General features: G+C 70.0%; 18 protein-coding genes, 1 other RNA gene and 1 pseudogene. 6 read left to right on the top strand and 14 right to left on the bottom strand.

Annotated features, from left to right (window positions below; genetic code table 11):
- The first annotated feature begins 41 nt into the window (after positions 1–41).
- From HJG44_RS16385 to HJG44_RS16375, 3 genes are all read left to right on the top strand, one after another.
- Positions 42–560 carry a hypothetical protein gene (locus HJG44_RS16385; RefSeq protein ID WP_171219402.1) on the top strand — a complete coding sequence of 173 codons (519 nt, stop codon included), beginning with the start codon at positions 42–44 and terminating at the stop codon, positions 558–560.
- Positions 544–1,734, top strand: coding sequence for a succinyl-diaminopimelate desuccinylase (dapE, locus tag HJG44_RS16380; RefSeq protein WP_171219401.1), 1,191 nt, complete (start codon positions 544–546; stop codon positions 1,732–1,734). Before HJG44_RS16385 ends, dapE begins: the two co-directional genes overlap by 17 nt.
- A 73-nt stretch (positions 1,735–1,807) precedes the next feature.
- On the top strand, positions 1,808–2,395 hold the full coding sequence (locus HJG44_RS16375; RefSeq protein ID WP_171219400.1) for a hypothetical protein: 588 nt from the start codon (positions 1,808–1,810) through the stop codon (positions 2,393–2,395).
- Here the strand turns inward: HJG44_RS16375 and truA are convergent.
- The 7 genes and pseudogenes from truA to ffs all read right to left on the bottom strand — a co-directional run.
- Positions 2,390–3,139: pseudogene (gene truA / locus HJG44_RS16370) on the bottom strand (tRNA pseudouridine(38-40) synthase TruA); the annotation flags it as partial. The gene HJG44_RS16375 and the pseudogene truA overlap by 6 nt on opposite strands.
- A gap of 2 nt (positions 3,140–3,141) precedes the next feature.
- Complete coding sequence (gene fmt / locus HJG44_RS16365) at positions 3,142–4,071, bottom strand: methionyl-tRNA formyltransferase (RefSeq protein WP_171219398.1); 930 nt, start codon at positions 4,069–4,071, stop codon at positions 3,142–3,144.
- Positions 4,068–4,589 (bottom strand): peptide deformylase, encoded by a 522-nt coding sequence (locus tag HJG44_RS16360; protein WP_171219397.1) that lies wholly within the window; start codon positions 4,587–4,589, stop codon positions 4,068–4,070. Before HJG44_RS16360 ends, fmt begins: the two co-directional genes overlap by 4 nt.
- A 54-nt stretch (positions 4,590–4,643) precedes the next feature.
- Positions 4,644–5,249 (bottom strand): recombination mediator RecR, encoded by a 606-nt coding sequence (gene recR / locus HJG44_RS16355; protein WP_171219396.1) that lies wholly within the window; start codon positions 5,247–5,249, stop codon positions 4,644–4,646.
- Positions 5,250–5,255: 6 nt separating this feature from the next.
- Positions 5,256–5,576, bottom strand: coding sequence for a YbaB/EbfC family nucleoid-associated protein (locus HJG44_RS16350; protein WP_171219395.1), 321 nt, complete (start codon positions 5,574–5,576; stop codon positions 5,256–5,258).
- Positions 5,577–5,586: 10 nt separating this feature from the next.
- Positions 5,587–7,383, bottom strand: coding sequence for a DNA polymerase III subunit gamma/tau (locus HJG44_RS16345; protein ID WP_171219394.1), 1,797 nt, complete (start codon positions 7,381–7,383; stop codon positions 5,587–5,589).
- 68 nt (positions 7,384–7,451) lie between these two features.
- Positions 7,452–7,548: signal recognition particle sRNA small type (gene ffs, locus HJG44_RS16340), an RNA gene on the bottom strand.
- Between the two features lie 128 nt (positions 7,549–7,676).
- On the opposite strand from ffs, the gene HJG44_RS16335 reads away from it, so the two are divergent.
- The 3 genes from HJG44_RS16335 to HJG44_RS16325 all read left to right on the top strand — a co-directional run bounded on the left by HJG44_RS16335 (position 7,677) and on the right by HJG44_RS16325 (position 11,013).
- On the top strand, positions 7,677–9,059 hold the full coding sequence (locus HJG44_RS16335; RefSeq protein ID WP_171219393.1) for an amidase: 1,383 nt from the start codon (positions 7,677–7,679) through the stop codon (positions 9,057–9,059).
- A gap of 127 nt (positions 9,060–9,186) precedes the next feature.
- Positions 9,187–10,167: an ABC transporter substrate-binding protein gene (locus HJG44_RS16330; protein ID WP_171219392.1), complete on the top strand. Its 981-nt coding sequence runs from the start codon at positions 9,187–9,189 to the stop codon at positions 10,165–10,167.
- 438 nt (positions 10,168–10,605) lie between these two features.
- Positions 10,606–11,013 carry a hypothetical protein gene (locus HJG44_RS16325; RefSeq protein WP_171219391.1) on the top strand — a complete coding sequence of 136 codons (408 nt, stop codon included), beginning with the start codon at positions 10,606–10,608 and terminating at the stop codon, positions 11,011–11,013.
- 321 nt (positions 11,014–11,334) lie between these two features.
- Here the strand turns inward: HJG44_RS16325 and HJG44_RS16320 are convergent, their stop codons facing one another.
- From HJG44_RS16320 to HJG44_RS16290, 7 genes are read right to left on the bottom strand one after another with little or no spacing between them, the layout of a single operon-like run.
- On the bottom strand, positions 11,335–13,380 hold the full coding sequence (locus HJG44_RS16320) for a hydantoinase/oxoprolinase family protein (protein ID WP_171219390.1): 2,046 nt from the start codon (positions 13,378–13,380) through the stop codon (positions 11,335–11,337).
- Positions 13,377–15,038, bottom strand: a complete 1,662-nt coding sequence (locus tag HJG44_RS16315) for a hydantoinase B/oxoprolinase family protein (RefSeq protein ID WP_171219389.1) — start codon at positions 15,036–15,038, stop codon at positions 13,377–13,379. The genes HJG44_RS16320 and HJG44_RS16315 overlap by 4 nt, the downstream gene beginning before the upstream one ends.
- Before the next feature lie 52 nt (positions 15,039–15,090).
- Complete coding sequence (locus HJG44_RS16310; protein WP_171219388.1) at positions 15,091–16,407, bottom strand: aspartate aminotransferase family protein; 1,317 nt, start codon at positions 16,405–16,407, stop codon at positions 15,091–15,093.
- 16 nt (positions 16,408–16,423) lie between these two features.
- Positions 16,424–17,131, bottom strand: coding sequence for an ABC transporter ATP-binding protein (locus tag HJG44_RS16305; RefSeq protein WP_171219387.1), 708 nt, complete (start codon positions 17,129–17,131; stop codon positions 16,424–16,426).
- The gene (locus HJG44_RS16300) at positions 17,118–17,855 is read right to left on the bottom strand and encodes an ABC transporter ATP-binding protein (protein WP_171219386.1); all 738 of its coding nucleotides are present in this window, start codon (positions 17,853–17,855) and stop codon (positions 17,118–17,120) included. The genes HJG44_RS16305 and HJG44_RS16300 overlap by 14 nt, the downstream gene beginning before the upstream one ends.
- Positions 17,852–18,814 (bottom strand): branched-chain amino acid ABC transporter permease, encoded by a 963-nt coding sequence (locus tag HJG44_RS16295; RefSeq protein ID WP_171219385.1) that lies wholly within the window; start codon positions 18,812–18,814, stop codon positions 17,852–17,854. The genes HJG44_RS16300 and HJG44_RS16295 overlap by 4 nt, the downstream gene beginning before the upstream one ends.
- A 5-nt stretch (positions 18,815–18,819) precedes the next feature.
- Positions 18,820–19,695 carry a branched-chain amino acid ABC transporter permease gene (locus HJG44_RS16290; RefSeq protein WP_171219384.1) on the bottom strand — a complete coding sequence of 292 codons (876 nt, stop codon included), beginning with the start codon at positions 19,693–19,695 and terminating at the stop codon, positions 18,820–18,822.
- Positions 19,696–19,744 lie beyond the last annotated feature (49 nt).

Below are 19,744 nucleotides of genomic sequence, written 5' to 3'. Positions count from 1 at the left end.
ACCGATCGGCAGTTGCAGAGAGCAGGGCGGGGGGACCGAGCGTGGCGGACAAGGAGTGGCTCGAACCCTATCGGATGGATGACGAGGTCACGCTGTTCGCAAGCCTCCGCGCCCTCGCCGAGAGCCTGACGACGGAGGGGCGCATCACGGGGCGCAACTTCACGCCGGAGGATTTCGAGGCGATCGCGGACAATCTGGCGATCGTGCAGCCGGCCCGGCGGTTCGGGGATTTCCGTTTCGCCTTCTACGGATCCGCCTTCTCCGATTCGAGCCCCGCCGGAGACCTGAACGGCGTGGCCTTCGGGGATCTCCTCGATTCCGCCTATTACCGCTCCTGCCTCGCGGGCTTCGCCCATGTGCATCGCCTCGGCCTGCCCCATGTCACGCGCGACCATCCGATCGTCGGCGGCAGGAGCAAGTATTTCACGCGCCTGCTCATTCCGGTCTTCGCAGGCAACGAGCCGTCCCTGATCCTGTGCGTGGCGGCACTGCACGACGAGCCGACCCTGCGGGCGGCTCCACCGGACCACATCGAGCTTCACCTTGCAGCCAGCGCCTGAAACCGCTCTCGCGATCGCACAGGCCCTGATCCGCTGCCCTTCGGTCACCCCGGAGGACGCGGGCGCGCTGACCTATGTCGCCGGCCTGCTCGAACGGGCTGGTTTCGAGGTCCATACGCCCGCCTTCTCGGAGCCGGGCCAGCCCGAGATCCGCAACCTCTATGCCCGGATCGGGCGCGGTGCGCCCTGCCTCGTCTTCGCCGGCCATACCGACGTTGTGCCTCCGGGACAGGAGGGCTCCTGGACCCACCCGCCATTCGCCGGCGAGGTCGCCGACGGACGCCTCTACGGTCGAGGCGCGGCCGACATGAAGGGCGGCATCGCGGCCATGCTCGCGGCGGCGCTCGCTCACCTCGACCGGCATGGCCCGCCGGCGGAGGGCTCCCTCGCCTTCCTGCTGACCGGTGACGAGGAAGGACCGGCCGTGAACGGCACGGTCAAGCTTCTCGCCTGGGCAAAGGAGCGCGGCGAGCGCTTCGACCATTGCGTGCTCGGGGAGCCGACGAATCCGAACCGGCTCGGCGAGATGATGAAGATCGGCCGCCGCGGGTCCCTGACCGGGCGGCTCGCGGTCAAGGGCCGGCAGGGCCATGTCGCCTATCCGCACCTGGCGCTCAACCCGATCCCGGTGCTGGGCCGGGTCATCGCGGCGCTGACCGATCCCCCGCTCGACCGGGGCACGGAGCGGTTCGACGCCTCCAATCTCGAATTCACGACCGTGGACGTCGCCAACCCCGCGACGAACGTGATCCCGGCCGAGGCGAAGGCGGTGTTCAACATCCGCTTCAACGATCTCTGGACCCCGGAGACGCTCGCCGCCGAGATCGGGAGGCGGGTTGCGACCGCTTGTGAGGAGGCCAGGTTCGCGCTCACCTTCGATCCGACCAACGCCGTCGCCTTCGTGACCGAGCCGGACGACTTCGTGCATCTGGTCTCGGGCGCGATCAGGGCGGAGACGGGCCTCAGCCCCGAGCTGTCCACGACCGGCGGCACCTCGGACGCCCGCTTCATCCGCCGCTACTGCCCGGTCGTCGAGTTCGGGCTCGTCGGCCAGACGATGCACGCGGTCGACGAGAACGTAGCCGTCCGCGATCTGGAGAGCCTCGCTCGCATCTATGGGCGCATCATCGAAAGCTACCTGCCGCCCCGAAACTCCCGAGGCACTTGCGCGTAATGCGACCAAAGTCGTAGGCTGCCTGCGGACGGAAACACCGAGGTCGGGCCTCCACGCCGCTTGCGAGGTCGCCATGGTAACGGTGGAAGAGGTCGGTCGTTCTCTCCGCGGGACGGCCGCGCTCGTATCGAGGCAGCCGGACGCGCTCTCCGCCTTCGACATCAGCCGCGAGGGCCTCGTCCGCTCCTTCGCGGCCTTTGCGTTCACGATTCCGGCCCTCGTCGTGACGGTGGCGCTCGAGCGCCGCGGCCTCGGTCTCGACATAGAGGGACTGGCCGTCTTCGATCGCCCTGCCCTACTTTGCGTGGTCGCAGCGGCGCATCTGGCGAGCCTCGCGGCCCTGCAGGTCGCAATGGCCTACGCACTCCGCCGCGGCCCGCTCGCTCCGCGCTATGCCGCCTTCGCGATCGCGACCAACTGGATCGCCGTTTTCGGCAGCCTGGCTCTCGCGGCTCCGGCCGCCCTGTTCCTGATGGGGCTCGAACCGCGCGGCCTGGTGGCGCTCTTGACCCTCGCCTTCGGGGCGATCGTGCTGGAGGCGCAATGGTTCGCCGCCAAGGTCACGCTGGGCGTGAGCTCAGCCCTGGCGGGCGCGGTCGCCCTGCTCGGACTGTCCCTGCAGGTCGTGATCCACGGCGTGCTCCGCACGGCGATCGGGTAGTTCGTCCGGGTAATCCACGCCGATCAGCGCGAGACCCTGGGGCGGCGCGAGCGGAGCGCAGGCCGAACGCCGTCGTGCGTCGAGCGCCCGCCTGACGTCCTCGACCGACCAGCGGCCGTTGCCGGCCTGGACGATCGTGCCGACCATCGAGCGCACCTGGCTGTGCAGGAAGGAGCGCGCCGAGGCCTCGACCGTGATGAGGTCGCCCTCGCGGCGGACGTCGAACCGGTCGAGCGTGCGCACGGGCGAAGCGGCCTGGCATTCCGAGGCCCGAAAGGTCGTGAAATCGTGCCGGCCGACGAGCACCTGCGCGGCCTCCTCCATCCGCCCCGCATCGAGCGGCCAGGGCACGTGCCAGACCGCGTTGCGCTCGATGGCCGGAGGCGCCCGCCGGTTCAGGATGCGGTAGCGGTAATGCCGCTTCACGGCCGACATCCGGGCGTTGAACCGGTCCGGCACCTCTTCGGCCCACAGGATGGCGACGGGCCGGGGCTTTAGATGCGCATTCAGCGCATCGCGAATCGTATCCGTGCGCCAGGTCCGTGACAGATCCATATGCGCGACCTGCCCGGTGGCATGGACGCCGGCATCGGTGCGCCCGGCGCATTGGATCCGGACATCCTCGCCCGCAAAACGCCGGATCGCCTCCTCCACGACCTGCTGGACGGACAGGGCATTCGCCTGGCGCTGCCAGCCCGCGAAGGGCGTACCGTCATACTCGATGACGAGCTTGTAACGAGGCATGATCAGCTCAGGCGGGCGCCGGGCTCCAGCCGCACGCCGCGGAGGAAGTCGGCGGCGCTCGTCGGGCCCCGGCCGGCGCGCTGGACCTGAAGAAGCCGCACTGCGGTGCCCCCGCCGCAGGCCACCGTCTCGCCGGCGAGAAGCGTTCCCGGCTCGCCCGAGCTCTCGGCGAGCGCAGTCCGGAGGACCTTGACGCGCTCGGCCCCCCTGCCGAGATCGGCCTCGAAGAAGGCGCCCGGAAAAGGCGAGAGACCGCGGACATGATCGTGGACCGCCTTTGCCGGTCGCGACCAGTCGATCCGCGCCTCCTCGTTCGTGATCTTGGCCGCGTAGGTCACGCCCGTCTCGGGCTGCGGCGTGAAAGCGAGGACGCCGGCTTCGAGTTCGTCGAGCGCGCGCGCCATCAGGGCCGCGCCGCGGATCGCGAGTTCGTCGTGCAGCTCGCCGGCCGTCATGTCGGCGCCGATCGCCACGCGCTCCACCATGGCGACCGGCCCGGTATCCAGTCCTTCCTCCATGCGCATCACCGCGACCCCTGTCTCCCGGTCGCCCGCCATCACGGCGCGCTGGATCGGAGCGGCCCCCCGCCAGCGCGGCAGCAGGGAGGCGTGGAGATTGAGGCAGCCGAGCCGCGGCACCCGGAGGATCGCCGCCGGCAGGATGAGCCCGTAGGCGACCACGACCGCCACGTCCGGCCGACACGCCGCGAGCTTCGGAGCCGCGCCCTCGTCCCGCAGCCGCGCCGGGGTCTCGACCCGGAGCGCGAGCCGCTCGGCGGCCGCATGAACCGGCGACGGCCTTGTCTTGAGCCCGCGGCCGGACATGGCGGGTGGGCGCGTATAGACCGCGACGAGCTCGTGCTTCGCCGCGATCGCCTCGAGCGTGGGCACGGCGAAATCCGGCGTGCCCATGAAGGCGACGCGGAGCGTCATGCGTCCTCGGATTCGCGCTTCGCCGCCTTCTCGAACTTCTTCAGGACCCGCGACCGCTTCAGCCGCGAGAGGTAATCCACGAACAGCACGCCATTGAGATGATCGACCTCATGCTGGATGCAGGTGGCGAGGATGCCATCTGCCTCCGTCTCGACCGTCTCGCCGGCGAGATCGCGGTAGCGCACCCGGATCCGATCCGGCCGCTCGACCTCCTCGTAATATTCGGGAATCGACAGGCAGCCCTCCTCGTGCACCCGCTTCTCCTCGGAGATCCAGGTGATCTCGGGATCGACGAGCACCATGGGGCTGCGCTCCTCGGGGTTCTTGGCGAGATCGATCACGACGATCCGCTTGGGCACGCCGATCTGGATCGCCGCGAGCCCGATCCCGGGCGCGTCGTACATCGTCTCCAGCATGTCGGCGGCGAGCGCCTTCACCTCGTCCGTGATCGGGCCGACCGGCTCGGAGACGAGGCGCAGCTTGCGGTCGGGCAGGATGACGAGCGGGCGGATGGCCATGGCAGGCAGATAGGGTGTGGCGGAAAGGGGGTCAAACGGCCTCGTCAAACCCGCTTAGAACGCCGTGCGCTGCCGGAGCGCGGCCGAGAGCGTGCCCTCGTCCAGATAATCGAGCTCGCCGCCGACCGGGACGCCATGCGCGAGGCGCGTCACGCGGACGGGCAGGTGGCTGACGAGATCGGTCAGGTAATGGGCGGTGGTCTGCCCGTCGACCGTCGCGTTCAGGGCCAGAATGATCTCCCGGACGCCGGGCTCCGCCGCCCGTTTCACGAGCGCGTCGACGTTCAGATGTTCGGGCCGGACGCCGTCCAGCGCCGACAGCACCCCGCCGAGAACATGGTACCTGGCGCGTAGCGCGCCGGCGCGCTCGAGCGCCCACAGATCCGACACGCCCTCCACCACCACGATGATCGAAGAGTCGCGGCCAGGATCGCGGCAGATGGTGCAGGGATCGCTGGTATCGACGTTGCCGCAGGTCTCGCACACGACGATGCGCTCGTTGGCGACGCGCATGGCCTCGCTGAGCGGCCCGAGCAGCTGCTCGCGCTTGGCGATGAGGTGGAGGGCGGCCCGGCGGGCCGAGCGGGGACCGAGCCCCGGCAGGCGCGCCAGGAGCTGGATCAGCCGCTCGATCTCGGGCCCGGCGACGGCCTGGGCCATGCCGCCTCAGAAGAGCTTCAGGCCGGGCGGAAGCGGAAGCCCCCTGGTCAGGTCGGCCATGCGCTCCTGCATGAGCCGCTCGCCGCGGCCGCGCGCGTCATTGAGGGCGGCGACGAGGAGATCCTCGAGCACCTCCTTCTCGTCCGGCAGCATGAGCGAGGGGTCGATGGAGACGTTCTTCACCTGGCCCTTCGCGGTCGCGACCACCTTCACGACGCCGCCGCCGGACGTGCCCTCGACCTCGAGCGTCTCGAGCTCGGCCTGCATGTCGGCCATCTTCTGCTGCAGGCCCTGGGCCTGCTTCATGAGCCCCATGATGTCTTTCATCGGCGATCCTTCAGAGTTCGTCGGTCTCGGGCTCGTCCGGCGCCGGCGCGGCGGCAGCCGCCTCCGGCTCCGGCGGGGGGCCTCGATCGCGCACGTCCACGATCTCGGCTCCCGGGAAGGAGCTCAGCACGGCCTGGACGAGCGGATGCGAGAGGGCGTCGTGCCGGCGCTCGCGCTCGCGCGCCTCGCGCTGCTCGGCGATGGTCGGGCCGCCGGACGCGGAGGAGACGGTGACGACCCAGCGTCGTCCGGTCCAGGCGTTCAGAGCCCGTCCGAGTTCGTGCGGCAGGGTCGGGGAAGCACCCTCGACCAGCGACAGCTCGACACGTCCGTCCTCGAAGGCGACGGGGCGGACATCGTGCTCCAGAGCGGTCTTCAGAGCGATCTCGCGCCGTTCGCCGGCCATCGCGACGACGTCCTCGAAGCGGCGGAGCGTGATACCCTCCGGCTCCGGCCGCGGCGCCGCGGCCGGCATGGACGCGACGGCCAAGGCCGCACTCCCGCCTCCGCCGTTCCCGATGGCGTGGCTGGCCGGAGGCGGCGACGATCGCGGCGCGGAGAGCGGCTGGCCCGATTGCAGCTGGCGCAGCGCCTCGTCCGGGGTCGGCAGGTCCGCCGCATAGGCGAGGCGCACGAGCGCCATCTCGGCCGCGGCCAGCGGACGCTGCGAGGCCCCGACCTCCGGGACGGCCTTGGACAGGATCTGCCACGCCCGCGACAGCGTCCGGACCGAGAGCGCTTTTGCGAACTGGGCACCGCGCGTACGCTCGGCCTCGGTCAGGGCGGGGTCCTTCGCCGCGTCCGGCGCCAGCTTCATGCGGGTGACCAGGTGCGTGAAGGTCGCCAGATCGGCGAGGATCTGCGCCGGATCCGCGCCCGCCTCCCAGCCGGACCGCAGGATCGCGAAGGTCCGGGGCACGTCACCACGCATCACCGCTTCGAAAAGGTCGATCACCTGGTTGCGGTCGGCGAGGCCGAGCATGTCGCGGACGGCCTCGGCCGATACCGTCCCGGCTCCGTGAGCCACGGCCTGGTCCAGCAGCGAGAGTGCGTCGCGGACCGAGCCTTCCGCCGCGCGCGCGATCGTGGCCAGCGCATCGGGCTCGGCGGTCACGTCCTCGGCCCGGCAGATGCGGTCGAGATGCGCGACCAGCGTCGCCGAATCGACGCGGCGCAGGTCGAAGCGCTGGCAGCGGGACAGGATCGTGACCGGGACCTTGCGGATCTCGGTCGTGGCGAAGACGAATTTCGCGTGCGGCGGCGGCTCCTCCAGGGTCTTCAGGAAGGCGTTGAACGCCGCCGTCGACAGCATGTGCACTTCGTCGATGATGTAGACCTTGTAGCGCGCCTGGGCCGGGGCATAGCGCACCGCATCCGTGATCTGGCGGATGTTCTCGACCCCGGTATGCGAGGCCGCGTCCATCTCGAGCACGTCGATATGGCGCGATTCCATGATGGCCCGGCAATGGGTGCCGAGCTCCGGCATCTCGACCGTGGGCGCGCCGACCTTTCCTGGGACCTCGTAGTTCAGCGCGCGTGCCAGGATGCGTGCGGTGGTCGTCTTGCCGACCCCGCGCACGCCGGTCAGCATCCAGGCCTGGGGAATGCGGTTGGTCGCGAAGGCGTTGGAGACGGTGCGGACCATCGCCTCCTGGCCGATCAGGTCCGCGAAGGTTTGCGGTCGGTACTTGCGGGCGAGAACGCGGTAGGGCGCCGGTGCGTCGGGCAGCCCGGCGAGGCCGAGAAAGCTCGGCTCGTCCGCCTCCGGCCTGTATGGCGCGGCATCGCCGCCGGGAATGTCGGTCATGAGACGTTTCTGCGCCGGGCCCGGGCCGGCTGCAACTCGCCCGGCACAGATTGGGATGGGCGGCGCAGGTTGGGAGGCTGGACAGAGACCCGCTCGGTCTCGTTAGGGCTGCTTCCTTCCGGACCTGACCCGGTTGGCGAGTGAAACGTCCCCCGCCAACCTCCCGCGCGTCATATGCGGCTTCGATCCGGCCATGGCAAGGCCGTAGCCCGGCCCTGCCGGGCCGCACTGCGGTGTCGCGCCCGGCATCGGTCGTGCTAGCGAGACCCTGCCCTGCCGCCCGGAGACACGCCTTGACCGATCTCGCCGACCTCAACGCGACGGAGCTTCTGCGCGGCTTCCGCGCGGGAGACTTCACCCCCGTAGAGGTCGCCGAGGCGGTGATCGCCCGCATCACGGCCTGGGAGCCGAAGATCGCGGCCCTCTACCACTACCGTCCGGAGGAGGCGCTCGCGACGGCCCGCGATTCGGCCGAGCGCTGGCGCCGCGGCGAGGCGCGCGCGCTGGACGGCGTGCCGGTCACGATCAAGGAGAACATCGCCACCAGGGGCGCCCCGATGCCGCTCGGCACGGCGGCGCGCGAGCTTGCCGCGGCCTCCGACGATGCGCCGGCAGCGGCGCGGCTCCGCGAGGCCGGCGCGGTGATCCTGGCCAAGACGACCATGCCGGATTACGGCATGCTGTCCTCCGGATTGTCGAGCTTCCACCCGCTCACCCGGAACCCCTGGGACACGTCCCGGAATCCCGGCGGATCCTCCTCCGGCGCCGGGGCGGCGGCGGCCGCCGGCTATGGCCCGCTCCATGTCGGGACGGATATCGGGGGCTCGATCCGGCTGCCCGCGGGATGGTGCGGCGTGTTCGGCCTGAAGCCGAGCTTCGGCCGGGTCCCGGTCGACCCGCCCTATTGGGGCCGCGTCGCGGGGCCCATGACCCGAACGGCGGCCGATGCCGCGCTGATGATGCGCGAGCTGTCCCGGCCCGACCCGCGGGACGGCATGAGCCTGCCGCCGGCCGAGATCGCCTGGGAGGCGCTCGAGATCGACCCGAAAGGCCTGCGCATCGGGCTTCAGCTCGATGCCGGGATCGGCATGGAGGTGGCGCCGGAGGTCCGGGCCTGCATCGAAGGAGCAGCACGGCTCTTCGAGGCTGCGGGCGCGATCGTGGAGCCGGTCGCGCCGTTCCTGACGCGCGAGATGCTGGACGGGCTCGACATCTTCTGGCGGCAGCGCGCCTGGGCCGACATCGCGCCGCTCGCGGAGGCGCAGCAGGCGAAGATCCTGCCCTATATCCTGCGCTGGGCGGAGGGAGGACGGGACATCTCCGGCGCCGAGCTCTATCGCGGGCTGAGCCAGATGGGCGCGATCCGGGACGCCACGCTGCGGGCGACGGAAGGCTTCGACTTCGTCCTGTCGCCCGTCGCGCCCTGCGCCTCCTACCCGGCCGAGCTCGCCTCGCCCATCGACGACCCGGACCGGCCGTTCGAGCATATCTGCTTCACGGTGCCGTACAATTTCTCGGAGCAGCCCGCCGCTTCCGTGAATGCCGGCTACACGGCATCCGGCCTGCCGATCGGCCTCCAGATCGCGGGACGCCGCTTCGACGATATCGGCGTGCTGCGGCTCTCGGCCGCCTTCGAGCGGATGCGCGGCGAGCAGCGGCCCTGGCCGGAGCCGTGAGGCTGCGCTGCCTGCGCGGGATGCTTCAGGCTTCAAATTGTTGCTTGAAGCGGCGGCGCGGCTGTCATCTGATGCGCGGAGCGGAGGCGAGGGGCATCAAGCCCGGCATGCTGAAGGGGACCACAAGATGATCGCGCGCGTGTTGATGCTGTCGCTTGCGACCGGCCTTGCCGCCTCGGCGGCGGCCGTGGCCCAGGAGGTGCCCACGATCCGGGTCGGATTCACGATCCCGGCCGAGGAGGGCAAGTACACGATGATGCGCCGCCCGACCGAGTTCCCCGACCTCGGCAAGGGGTACAGGATCGAGTGGTCGCAGTTCCAGGGCACATCTGCCATCAGCCAGGCGCTCGCGGCGGGCGCGATCGATTGCGGCACGCAGGGCGTGCTTCCGATCGCGCAGGGCACGGCCGCCGGCACACTGTCCGTCGACATCGTCGCGCAGCATGTCGGCGAGAAGCCGGGCTCCTTCTCGGTCTACTGGGCCGTCAAGGAGGACAGCCCGATCAAGACGGTCGCCGACCTCAAGGGCAAGACCGTCGGGATCTCGATCATCAACGGCGGCACGCAAGGTCCCTTCAATCTCATGCTGAAGAAGGCCGGCCTCGATCCCAACAAGGACATCAAGCTCGTGGAGGTCACCTTCCCGCTCGCCGAGGACGCGCTGCGCCAGGGCCGGGTGGACGCGGTGAACATGAACCAGCCCTTCGCGGCGCGCGCGGAGGCCAAGGGCGGCATCCGCAAGCTCTTCTCGCTCTCGGAGGCCCTGCCGAACATCGTCCACATCCTGGAGGCCTGCCGGAAGGACTTCCTCGCGCAGAAGCCCGAACTCGCCCGGATGTACGTGAAGGACCTCACGCTCGGCATGAAGAAGGCGCTGGAGAACCGCGAGCAGACCATGAAGGTCGTCTCCGAGATCATGAAGGTGCCGGTGCCGGTGCTCGACACTTACCTCCTCAAGGAGAACGACTTCGCGCGCCGGCCGGACGCCTCGCCCGACTTCCAGGCAATCCAGGCGATGCTCGACACGTACCATGCCGAGGGGCTCGTCTCGAAGAAACTGAGCGCGAACGACTTCAAGAACGACAAGGTGGTGGCGCCGATCCAGTGAGACGGCGGCGCGGCGCACCGGAACGGCGGGGCGGGATCGGTCCTCGAACAGCTCGCCTCCCGGCACCGCGTGCGCTTACGCCGCGCCGAGGCTTCCTCCCGCGTACCGATCCCTGCAGAGGTCGCCTGCAAGCCCGGCACCGGGCCGGAGGCCGAACGGCATGAGGCGCTCTCGCGCGAAGCGGAAAGCGCCGGGCGGCTCGGACGGCTCATGCGCGAGGGCATGACGGCGAACGATGAGGCGATCCGCACCGTCGCCCGGAAGGCCGGTCCGGACGAGTCGATCCCCCGCCGGGGCCGAGCCCAGCTCCGGCATTCGCGGCTTCGGATGCCGGTGGTGCACCTTGATGTCGAAACCTCGAACGAGCTGTTCGATGTTTCTCGACCAGTGGGGCACGTATCTCAAGCAGAGCACGGTCCTTGATCTCGGACCGCACCCATGAGCGCGGAAGAGTCCTTCAATGTCGCCGATTCGGTCTTGAAGGACGTTGGATTGGTCCGCGAGACGACCGGCGACGCGGCCTCTCAGCTTCCGGTGACTGAGGACGAACGGGTTCAGCTCGGCCGGGAGGCGAACGGCGCTCCGCTCGCGTCCTACGGCGAAGCTGCTGGGCGGTTCGCCCCGCGCATCCGAAGGCCTGGCCTCCCGATTGAGGACCGGCAGGCGCTCGCCTTGCTGAGCAATTCAAGGCTCGTGAGCAACCTTAACCAGCTCGCACGCCTCGCTCACATCGGTGCCCTTCCCGTCTCGGACGAGATAGGAGCGGAGTTCCACGAGGCAGCCGGAGATATCCGGACCATACGGGACTGCCTGCTCCGAGCGCTTGGACTTTCGACCTCACTATGATCCTCAAAGCCTCCCAGCGAGGCGGCGCCGGATCTGGCCGTCCATCTCATGCGCACCGAGGGCAACGAGCATTTCCGGCTCCACCATCTGACGTTCCGACCGGATGCCGTAGAGGGCCTGAAGCAGCAGCGCCCGAGCAGGCGCTCCGGCGGGATCGACGGCCGGCCGATCCCGGCCGCGCAGATCGCCGCGAACCCGCTCAGTCCGGCCAGCGCCTCGCAGCGCGAACGCAAGAAGATCGAGGTGCTCTTCGCCCAGTTAGGGTTCAAGAGCAGACACGGAAAGCCGGGTACCAGCGCGAGTGTGCCTGGATGGAGTGGCTCAGCCCCGAAGCGCAATGTCGAGCCAGCCATACCGGTTCACCGTGACGCGATCACCCTCGCCGGCGAGCACGGTCGTGGTCTCCGCCTCGAAAATGGCTGGGCCGGAGACGGCCGCTCCGGGTTGCAGGGACTCGATGCGGTAGACCGGGACCGAGCGCCAGCCGTCGAAGAAGGCGCGCCGCTCCGTCACCGCGGGAGCCGTCATCGGCTGCGTCACCACGAGGTCTCCGCCGGCGGATGGGACCACGCCGACCGCCGCGACCCGGGCATTGACGAAGACGACCTCCTGGTCGCGCGAGGCGTAGGTGAAGAGCTCCTCGTGCCGCGCGTGGAAGCGCTCGTGTACCCGGGCGACGAGATCCGGCGCGTCCCAGGCGACCTCGTCCAGCGGGACATCGACCTCGAAGACCTGCTCGCCGTAGCGCATCTCGGCCGAGCGCTCGATCCGGATGGGCCCGGCGAACCACTCGCGCAGGCGCGCGGTCGCTCGCTCTTCCAGGTCGGCGAAGATCCGTCTCATGCCGACATCGTCGATGGTCGCGCCCGCTCCCGCATGGGTCTGGCTGACCTCGTAACGCAGGTCGCTCGCCAGCATGCCCCAGGCCGACAGGACGGAGGCGACGGTCGGGACGATCACGCGCGGGATCTCCAGCTCGCGCGCCACCTCGACGGCATGGATACCCGCCGCGCCGCCAAAGGAGAGGAGGGCGAACTTGCGCGGATCCACGCCCCGACGGAGCGTCATCAGTCGGATCCCGTCAGCCATCTGCAGGTTGATCAGCCGATGGATGCCGAGCGCCGTCTCGTCGCGCGACATGCCGAGCCGGGCGGAGAACTCGTCCACGACGCGCTCGGCGGCCCCGAGGTCCAGCGCCTTGCGGCCGCCGAGGAAGGTGGACGCGTCGAGATAGCCGAGAAGCAGGTTGGCGTCCGTCACGGCCGGAAGCGTGCCGCCCCCGCCGTAGCAGGCCGGACCCGGAACCGCGCCGGCGCTCTCCGGGCCGACCCGGAACCGGCCGCCCTCGTATTGCGCGAGCGAGCCGCCGCCCGCCGCGACGGAGGCGATGTCGAGAGACCGGAGCGCGATGCGCTCGCCCGCAAGCCCGCGGGCGCCCGACAGGGCTGCCTGGCCGTTCGCGATCAGCGAAATGTCAGTCGAGGTGCCGCCGACGTCGAACGGGATCAGGTCCGCGATCCCGAGCATCTCAGCGCAGCGCCGCGCGCCCGCGACGCCGCCCGCGGGACCGGAGAGCACAGTCGCAGCGGCCAGCCGGCCCGCCTCCTCGACCGGCGCCATGCCGCCATGGGAGAGGATGATGAAGAGGCTCCCGGCCAGCCCGCTCTCGCGCAGGCGCCGCTCGAGATTGGTCAGGTACCGTCGGACAGCTGGCCCAACATAGGCGTTCACGACGGTGGTCGAGACGCGCTCGTATTCCTTGATCTGCGGCAGGACGTCGGACGAGCGCGCGACATAGAGATCGGGCAGCTCGCGCGCGAGGCGCTCCACGGTCGCGATCTCGTGGGCCGGGTTGCGATACGAGTGCAGATAACAGACTGCGACCGAAGTCGCGCCAGAAGCCCGCACCTGTTCGATCGCATCCGCCAGGGAAGCATCATCGAGCGGGATCAGCACGGAGCCGTCGGCGCGCAGCCGCTCGCGGACACCGATGCGAAGGCTCCGCGGCACCAGCGGGGGCTTGGGCGGGGAGCGAAGGTCGTAGCGGTCGTCCTTCAGCCCCTCCCGCATTTCCAGCACGTCGCGATGGCCCTCCGTCGTGAGGAGGGCCACCTTCGCGCCCTTGCGCTCGAGCAGCGCGTTGGTGGCGACCGTGGTGCCGTGGACGATCCGCTCCGTACGGGCGAGCATGTCGCGCAGGCTCAGGTCCAGCCTCCGCGCCAGTTCCTCCAGGCCGGCCAGCACGCCAATCGATTGGTCGGCCGGCGTCGACGGCGACTTGGCGAAGACAGTGCGGCCGTCCTCATCGACCGCGACGAGATCCGTGAAGGTCCCCCCCACATCGATCCCGATCCTCAAAGACGTCACTGGCCGGCTCCCTTCGCCGTCACAAAGCCCTCGCGCAGGTCGCGCTCGCGTGCGGCGGGATCGCGCTTCTCGGGCGGACCCCAGCCGCCGCCGCCGCCAGACCGGACCTCGAACACGTCGCCGGAGCGCACCGGGATGCTGGTTTCCTTCGTCTTGAGCATGCGCGGCTCGCGTCCCTCGGACAGCAGCATGTAGCGGTGCGGAGGGGCGTCCTTCCCGCCGAGCATGCCGCAGGCGCCGTACCGAGCACCGTCGCCGGCCGTATTGGCCAGCGCCGGCTTCTCCGTCTCGACGACGAGGTCGAGCGCCGCCCCGAGCCCCCCCCGGAACTGCCCCTCCCCGCCCGAATCCGGCAGGAACTCGTGCCGGCGGAAGTGAAGCGGGAAGCGCACCTCGGCGAATTCGACGCTTCCGAACTTCAGCCCGCCGACGGTGTGCCACTCGCCGGCGGAGGACCAGCCGTCGCCGGCGGGCGATGCTCCGCCTCCGGGGCGGGCGTGGAACATGTGCCAGATGAAGCTGCGGCCGGTGCGCGGGTCCTCGCCCTGCAGGGCGATGCGGAAGCGCCGGCCCCATCCAGCCATCGCGCGATCCGGGCAGGATGCGGCGAGCGCCTTGACGATCGCCTCGACGATCTCGTCGGAGGGATGGCTCGTGCACATCGTGACGGGTCGGCCGGGCTCGGCCCACACGATCGTGCCCTCGCGCGCCTTCACGGTCACCGGCCGGAACGCCCCGGCATTCTTCGGGATGTCGGGATCGAGCAGATAGGCGATCGCCATCACGCAGGCCGACTGCATATTGGCGTGCGAGGAGTTCACGAAGCTGGTCGTCTGCGGGTCGGAATCGGAGAGGTCGATCTCGACATCGGTGCCGCGCACCGTGACCCGGGCGGCGATGCGGATGTTCTCGCGGCCGTGCCCGTCGTCGTCCAGGAAGGCTTCTCCTTCGAAGACACCGTCCTTCCAGGTCGAGATGATAGCGCGGCTGCGCGCCTCGGCGGCATCGAAGAGTCCCTCGACGGCCTGGACGACCACGGGGCCGCTGAACTCCCCAAACAGCTTCAGTATCCGGCGCTCGCCGAGGCGCGCGGCCCCGACCATCGCGGCGAGGTCGCCGCGGAAATCGTGAGCGATGCGGGTATTCAGCGCGAGGAGGTCGAGCAGGTCGTCGCGCAGCTTGCCCGCCTCGTAGAGGCGGACCGGCGGCACGCGCAGGCCTTCCGTCCAGATGTCGCGGGCATCGGGGTTGTAGGCGCCGTAGGTGGAGCCTCCGATGTCGCTCTGGTGGGCCCGCACGATCGTCCAGAACAGGCGTACATCGCCGTCGAAAACTGGAACAAAGGCCGTGAGATCTGGGAGGTGGGAGCCGCCGTGATACGGGTCGTTCATCAGGATCACGTCGCCCGGCACGACATCCTTGAACCGCTCCTCGACGGCCTTCGTGGCCCAGGGCAGCGCGCCGACATGGACCGGGATGTGGTCCGCCTGGGCGACAAGCCGCCCCTGGGTATCCGTGATGCCGATCGAGAAATCGCGGCTGGAGTTCAGGATCTGCGAATAGGAGGTCCGCAGCATGGCCTCCCCCATCTCGGCCACGATGGAGGACAGCCGGTGCTCGACGACCGAACGCGTGATGGGATCGACGGCGCGCGTCATGACGATCTCTGGATGGTGACAGGGGCCCCTGGCAGGGCCGGATAGGTTGCGATCAGGCGGCTTTGGCGGCCTCGAGACCCGCCGCGACGGCCGCCAGAATGGCGTCCAGGTCATCGTCGGTCATCGGCGTGGAAAGCGCCATCAGGCCGTAGCTCGCCATCAGCACCCCCTCGTTGAGGAGGGCGCGGAAGAAGGCCGCCTGGCGCTGCGCCTCGGCGGCCCCGAGATGGGCGGAGCGGTAGTCGCGCACCGGGCGGTCCGTGAAGTGGATCTTCAGGAGCGAGCCCTTGCCGGTCGCACAGCCGGGAACGCCCGCCTTGCGGAAAGCCTCGTCCACGCCGGCGCGGATTTTCTCGCCCATGGCGTCGAGGCGCTCGAACGCGGCGTGGTCGAGAAGCTCCATGGCGGCGAGCCCGGCCCGCATGGTCACGGGATTGGCCGAGAAGGTGCCGCCGGCCGGCAGCGCCGGCTTGCCCTCGCTCGGGTCGAACACGGCCATCACGTCGGCCCGTCCGCCGGTCGCCCCGACGGGGAAGCCGCCGCCCATGATCTTGCCGAAGGTCGTCAGGTCCGCCTCGACGCCCCAGAACGGCTGCGCGCCGCCATAGCCGAGCCGGAAGCTGATCACCTCGTCGAACACCAGCAGCGCACCGACCTCCCGGGTCGCCTCGCGCAGGGCCTGGAGATAGGCGCGGTCGGCGGGAACGAGGCCGGCGCGGTTCGGCATGGGGTCGACGAGCACGCAGGCGAGGTCGGCGCCGTGCGCGCGGATCAGGCTGACGGCGCCGTCGATATCGTTGAAGGGGAGCGTGACGACATCGTCGAGCACGCCCTGCGGCGTGCCCTTGGCGTAGGGGACCGAAGCCGGTGGGCCCTGGGTCCAGGTCTCCGGGCGGGTCTCGAGGCTCACCTCCGCATAGTCGTAGGAGCCGTGATAGGCGCCCTCGCATTTCGCGATCTTCGGCCGCCCCGTGAAGGCACGGGCGGCCTTCAGGGCGTTCATCACCGCTTCCGTGCCGGAATTGCTGAACCGGATCCGGTCCACGGACGCGACGCGCCCGCACAGCAGCTCCGCGAGGTCGATCTCCGACAGCGTCGGCAGGCCGGGGGCGCTGCCGAGCCGCATCTGCGCGCAGGCGGCCTCCACGAGAGCCGGATGGGCGTGGCCGTGGATCAGGGAGGTGAAGTTGTTGATGCAGTCGATGCGCGCGACGCCGTCGAGGTCGATCACGCGGCAGCCCTCGCCGCGCTCCGCGTAGATCTGGTACGGCTTCATGAACACGGTCGTGCGCGTGTTGCCGCCCGGCAGGCTCGCACGCGCCCGGTCATGCGCCGCCTTGGAGCGGGAGGCGGGATCTGGGTAGGTCATCACTCTTCTCCTGGCCTCAGCGGCCGAGATAGGCTTCGCGCACGCGGGGACTGGTCCTGAGGTCGGCGGCCGAGCCTTCCAGGACGACCCGGCCGGTCTCGAGCACGTAGCCGCGATCCGCCACGGCCAGCGCCAGCACCGTGTTCTGCTCGACGACGAGGATCGTCAGGCCGCTCGTCCGGATCCGGCTCACGCGCTCGTACACCTCTTCGGCGAGACGCGGCGCGAGGCCGAGCGACGGCTCGTCGAGCAGCAGGAGCTTCGGCTTGGCCATGAGGGCGCGCCCGATCGCCAGCATCTGCTGCTCTCCGCCGGAGAGCGACCAGCCGAGCTGCTTCCGCCGCTCCTTCAGGCGGGGGAACAGGTCGACCACGAAGGCCAGCTCGTCCGCATAGGAGGCGCCGGCACGCCGCCATGGAGCGGTGCCGATGATCAGGTTCTCCTCGACCGTGAGTCCGGGGAAGATGCGCCGGCCTTCCGGCGCGTGGGCGATGCCCATCCGCACCCGGCGGTCGCAGGACGCGCCGGCAATGGAGGCGCCGGCGAAGCGGATGTCGCCGCCCCGCACGGGATTGAGCCCGGAGATGGTCTGCAGAAGCGTGGTCTTGCCGGCCCCGTTGGCGCCGATCAGAGCCACGGTCTCGCCCGCCTCGACCTTCAGCGACACGCCGTGCAGGGCGACGATCTCGCCATAGGCGACCGTCAGGTTGTCAATGGCGAGCATGCGCTGCCCCCTCGCCGAGATAGGCGGACAGGACCGCCGGGTCGGCCTGCACCTCGGCCGGCGTACCCTCGGCGATCTTCACGCCGAAGTTCAGCACGACCACGCGCTCGGCGAGCCGCATGACCATGCCCATGTTGTGCTCGATCAGCACGATCGCGATCTTGTCCTGAGCCCGGATGGCGCGAAGCCGCGCCATGAGGTCCTCCACCTCGCCGGTATTCAGGCCGGCGGCGGGCTCGTCGAGCAGCAGCACGCGAGGCTCGCAGGCCAGGACGCGGGTCAGCTCGACCATGCGGCGGTTGCCATAGGTCAGGGCCGAGATCGGCTGGTCGGCGAAGCGCTCCAGCCCCATGCGCCGCAGCTGCGCGAACGCCGTGCTGCGCAGCTCGGCCTCGCTCCGGCCCTTCCGATTGGCAGCGCCGACCATGACGTTCTCGATCACGCTGAGGCGTTCGAAGAGGCGCCCGTGCTGGAACGTGCGCCCGAGCCCGGCGCGGATGCGGTCGTGCGTCGAAAGCCGGGTGATGTCGCGGCCGTCGAGCGCGATGCGCCCGGTCGTGGGTGCGGACAGGCCCGTGAGGACGTTGAGCAGCGTCGATTTCCCTGCGCCGTTCGGGCCGATCAGGGCGACGAACTCGCCCGGATCGACGGTCAGGTCGACCTCGGAGAGCGCCAGGAGCCCGCCGAAGCGCTTGGTGATGCCGGTTGCCTGGAGTGCACTCATGACCGCGCCGCTCCGTGAGGCGCCGTGCCGGGGCGGGGAGCCCGGCGCCAGCGCCGCAGCAGCCCCATGATGCCCGTGGGCAGGAAGACGAGGATGGCCAGCATCATCAGGCCGAAGAAGGCGAGGTAGCCGTCTCCGAAGATGCGGAACCACTCGGGCAGGAAGGTGAGAAGGGTCGCGCCGATGATCGCGCCCGCGACGGTGGCCTCGCCGCCGACGATCAGCATGGCGAGATGCGTGATCGAATGCGCGTAGCTGAAATCGTCTGGCGAGACGAAATGGACGTGGGTGGCGAACAGGCAGCCTGCCACGGCCGCATAGATCGCGGAGAGCGCGAAGGCGGAGACGCTGACCCCCGTGACGTTGATCCCGGTCATGGCCGCCGCGGTCTCGTCGTCGCGCACCGCCATCATGGCCCGGCCGATGCGCGAGCCGTGGATGGCGAGCGCCAGGACGGACAGGACGGCGAGAACCGCCAGGCCGAACCACAGGAAGGAGCGCTCGTCCTTCAGGTCGTGGCCGAGGATGCTCAGGCCGGGAATCCGGGCGATGCCGTTCGTGCCGCCCGTGACCTCGATCCAGTTCGCGGCCACGATGCTGAAGCTGACATTCAGGCCGAGGGTCGCGAGCGCCAGGTAATGCCCCTTGAGGCGCAGCAGCGGATAGCCGAGCGCCGCCGCGACGAGGCCCGTGCCCAGGATCGCCGGAATGGCGGCGAGCCAGGGCGACCAGCCGGCCTGCGTGGTGAGGATGGCCAGCGTGTAGGCGCCGAGCCCGACGAAGGCGGCGTGGCCGAGCGAGATCAGGCCAGCATAGCCGAAGGCGAAGTTGAGCCCGACCACCGCGACGGACGCGATGACGGCCATGTTGAGGAGACGCAGCGTGTATTCGGACGCCGTGAAGGACAGGACGAAGCCCGCAAGCAGCAGGACCGCGACGAGGGGGAGCGAGGAGCGCATGGTGCTCAGCCCCGATCCTGGATGCGCTCGCCGAACACGCCCTGGGGACGCACGAGCAGGAACAGGATCATGGCCCCGAAGGCGATCAGGTCCTTGTAGGCGGAGGAGATGTACGAGGCGCCGAGAACCTCGGCGAGGCCGACGAACAGGCCGCCCGCGATCGCGCCGGGGAGGCTGCCGAAGCCGCCGATGATGGTGGCCGCGAAGGCTTTCAGCGCGATCGGGTCGCCCATGTTGACGTCCGCGAACCACATCGGGCCGAGCATCAGGCCGGCGATGCCCGCGAGCACGGCGGCCAGCACCCAGGTGAAGGCGAGAAGCACGTTGACGCGCAGGCCCATCAGCTTGGCGGCCCGCACATCCTGCGCGACCGCCCGCATGGCGATGCCCAGCGCCGTCTTGTTGAGGAGCAGCCACAGGAGCCCGATCAGCACCGCGGTCGCGACCACGACGGCGATCGCATGGAGCGGGATCACGGCGCCGGCCACCTCCACGATCATGTCCTCGACGGGCGAGGTCAGGCGGACGGGCCAGGAGCCGAAGGTGAGAAGCGCCGCGTTCTGCAGCGTGATGCCGATCGCGACCGTCCCGATGATGATCGTGACGACCGGGCTGCGGCTGAGCGGCAGGTAGACGGCGGCGTAGAACAGGAGCCCGAACAGGGCCATGAGCGCCACCGCCCCGGCATAGCCGACGGGCATGGGCAGGCCGAGAGTCACGAGGGTGGTGACGCCGGCAAAGGTGCCGAGCATCACGAACTGGCCGGCGGCGAAGTTCACGACGCCGGTTGCGGAATAGACGATCACGAAGCCGATCGCGGCGAGCGCATAGACGCTGCCGAGCGCAAGCCCGTTCGTGACGAGTTGGATGAGATCAGCCATCGGGTTCTGCCGCGCGCCGCCAGGAAGAGCGGCCGCGGAGATCCCGCGG

This window comes from Enterovirga aerilata, assembly GCF_013044135.1.
Classification (GTDB): domain Bacteria; phylum Pseudomonadota; class Alphaproteobacteria; order Rhizobiales; family Beijerinckiaceae; genus Enterovirga; species Enterovirga aerilata.
Note: the sequence above shows the minus strand (reverse complement) of the source record. Positions and strands in the feature narration are given on the sequence as shown.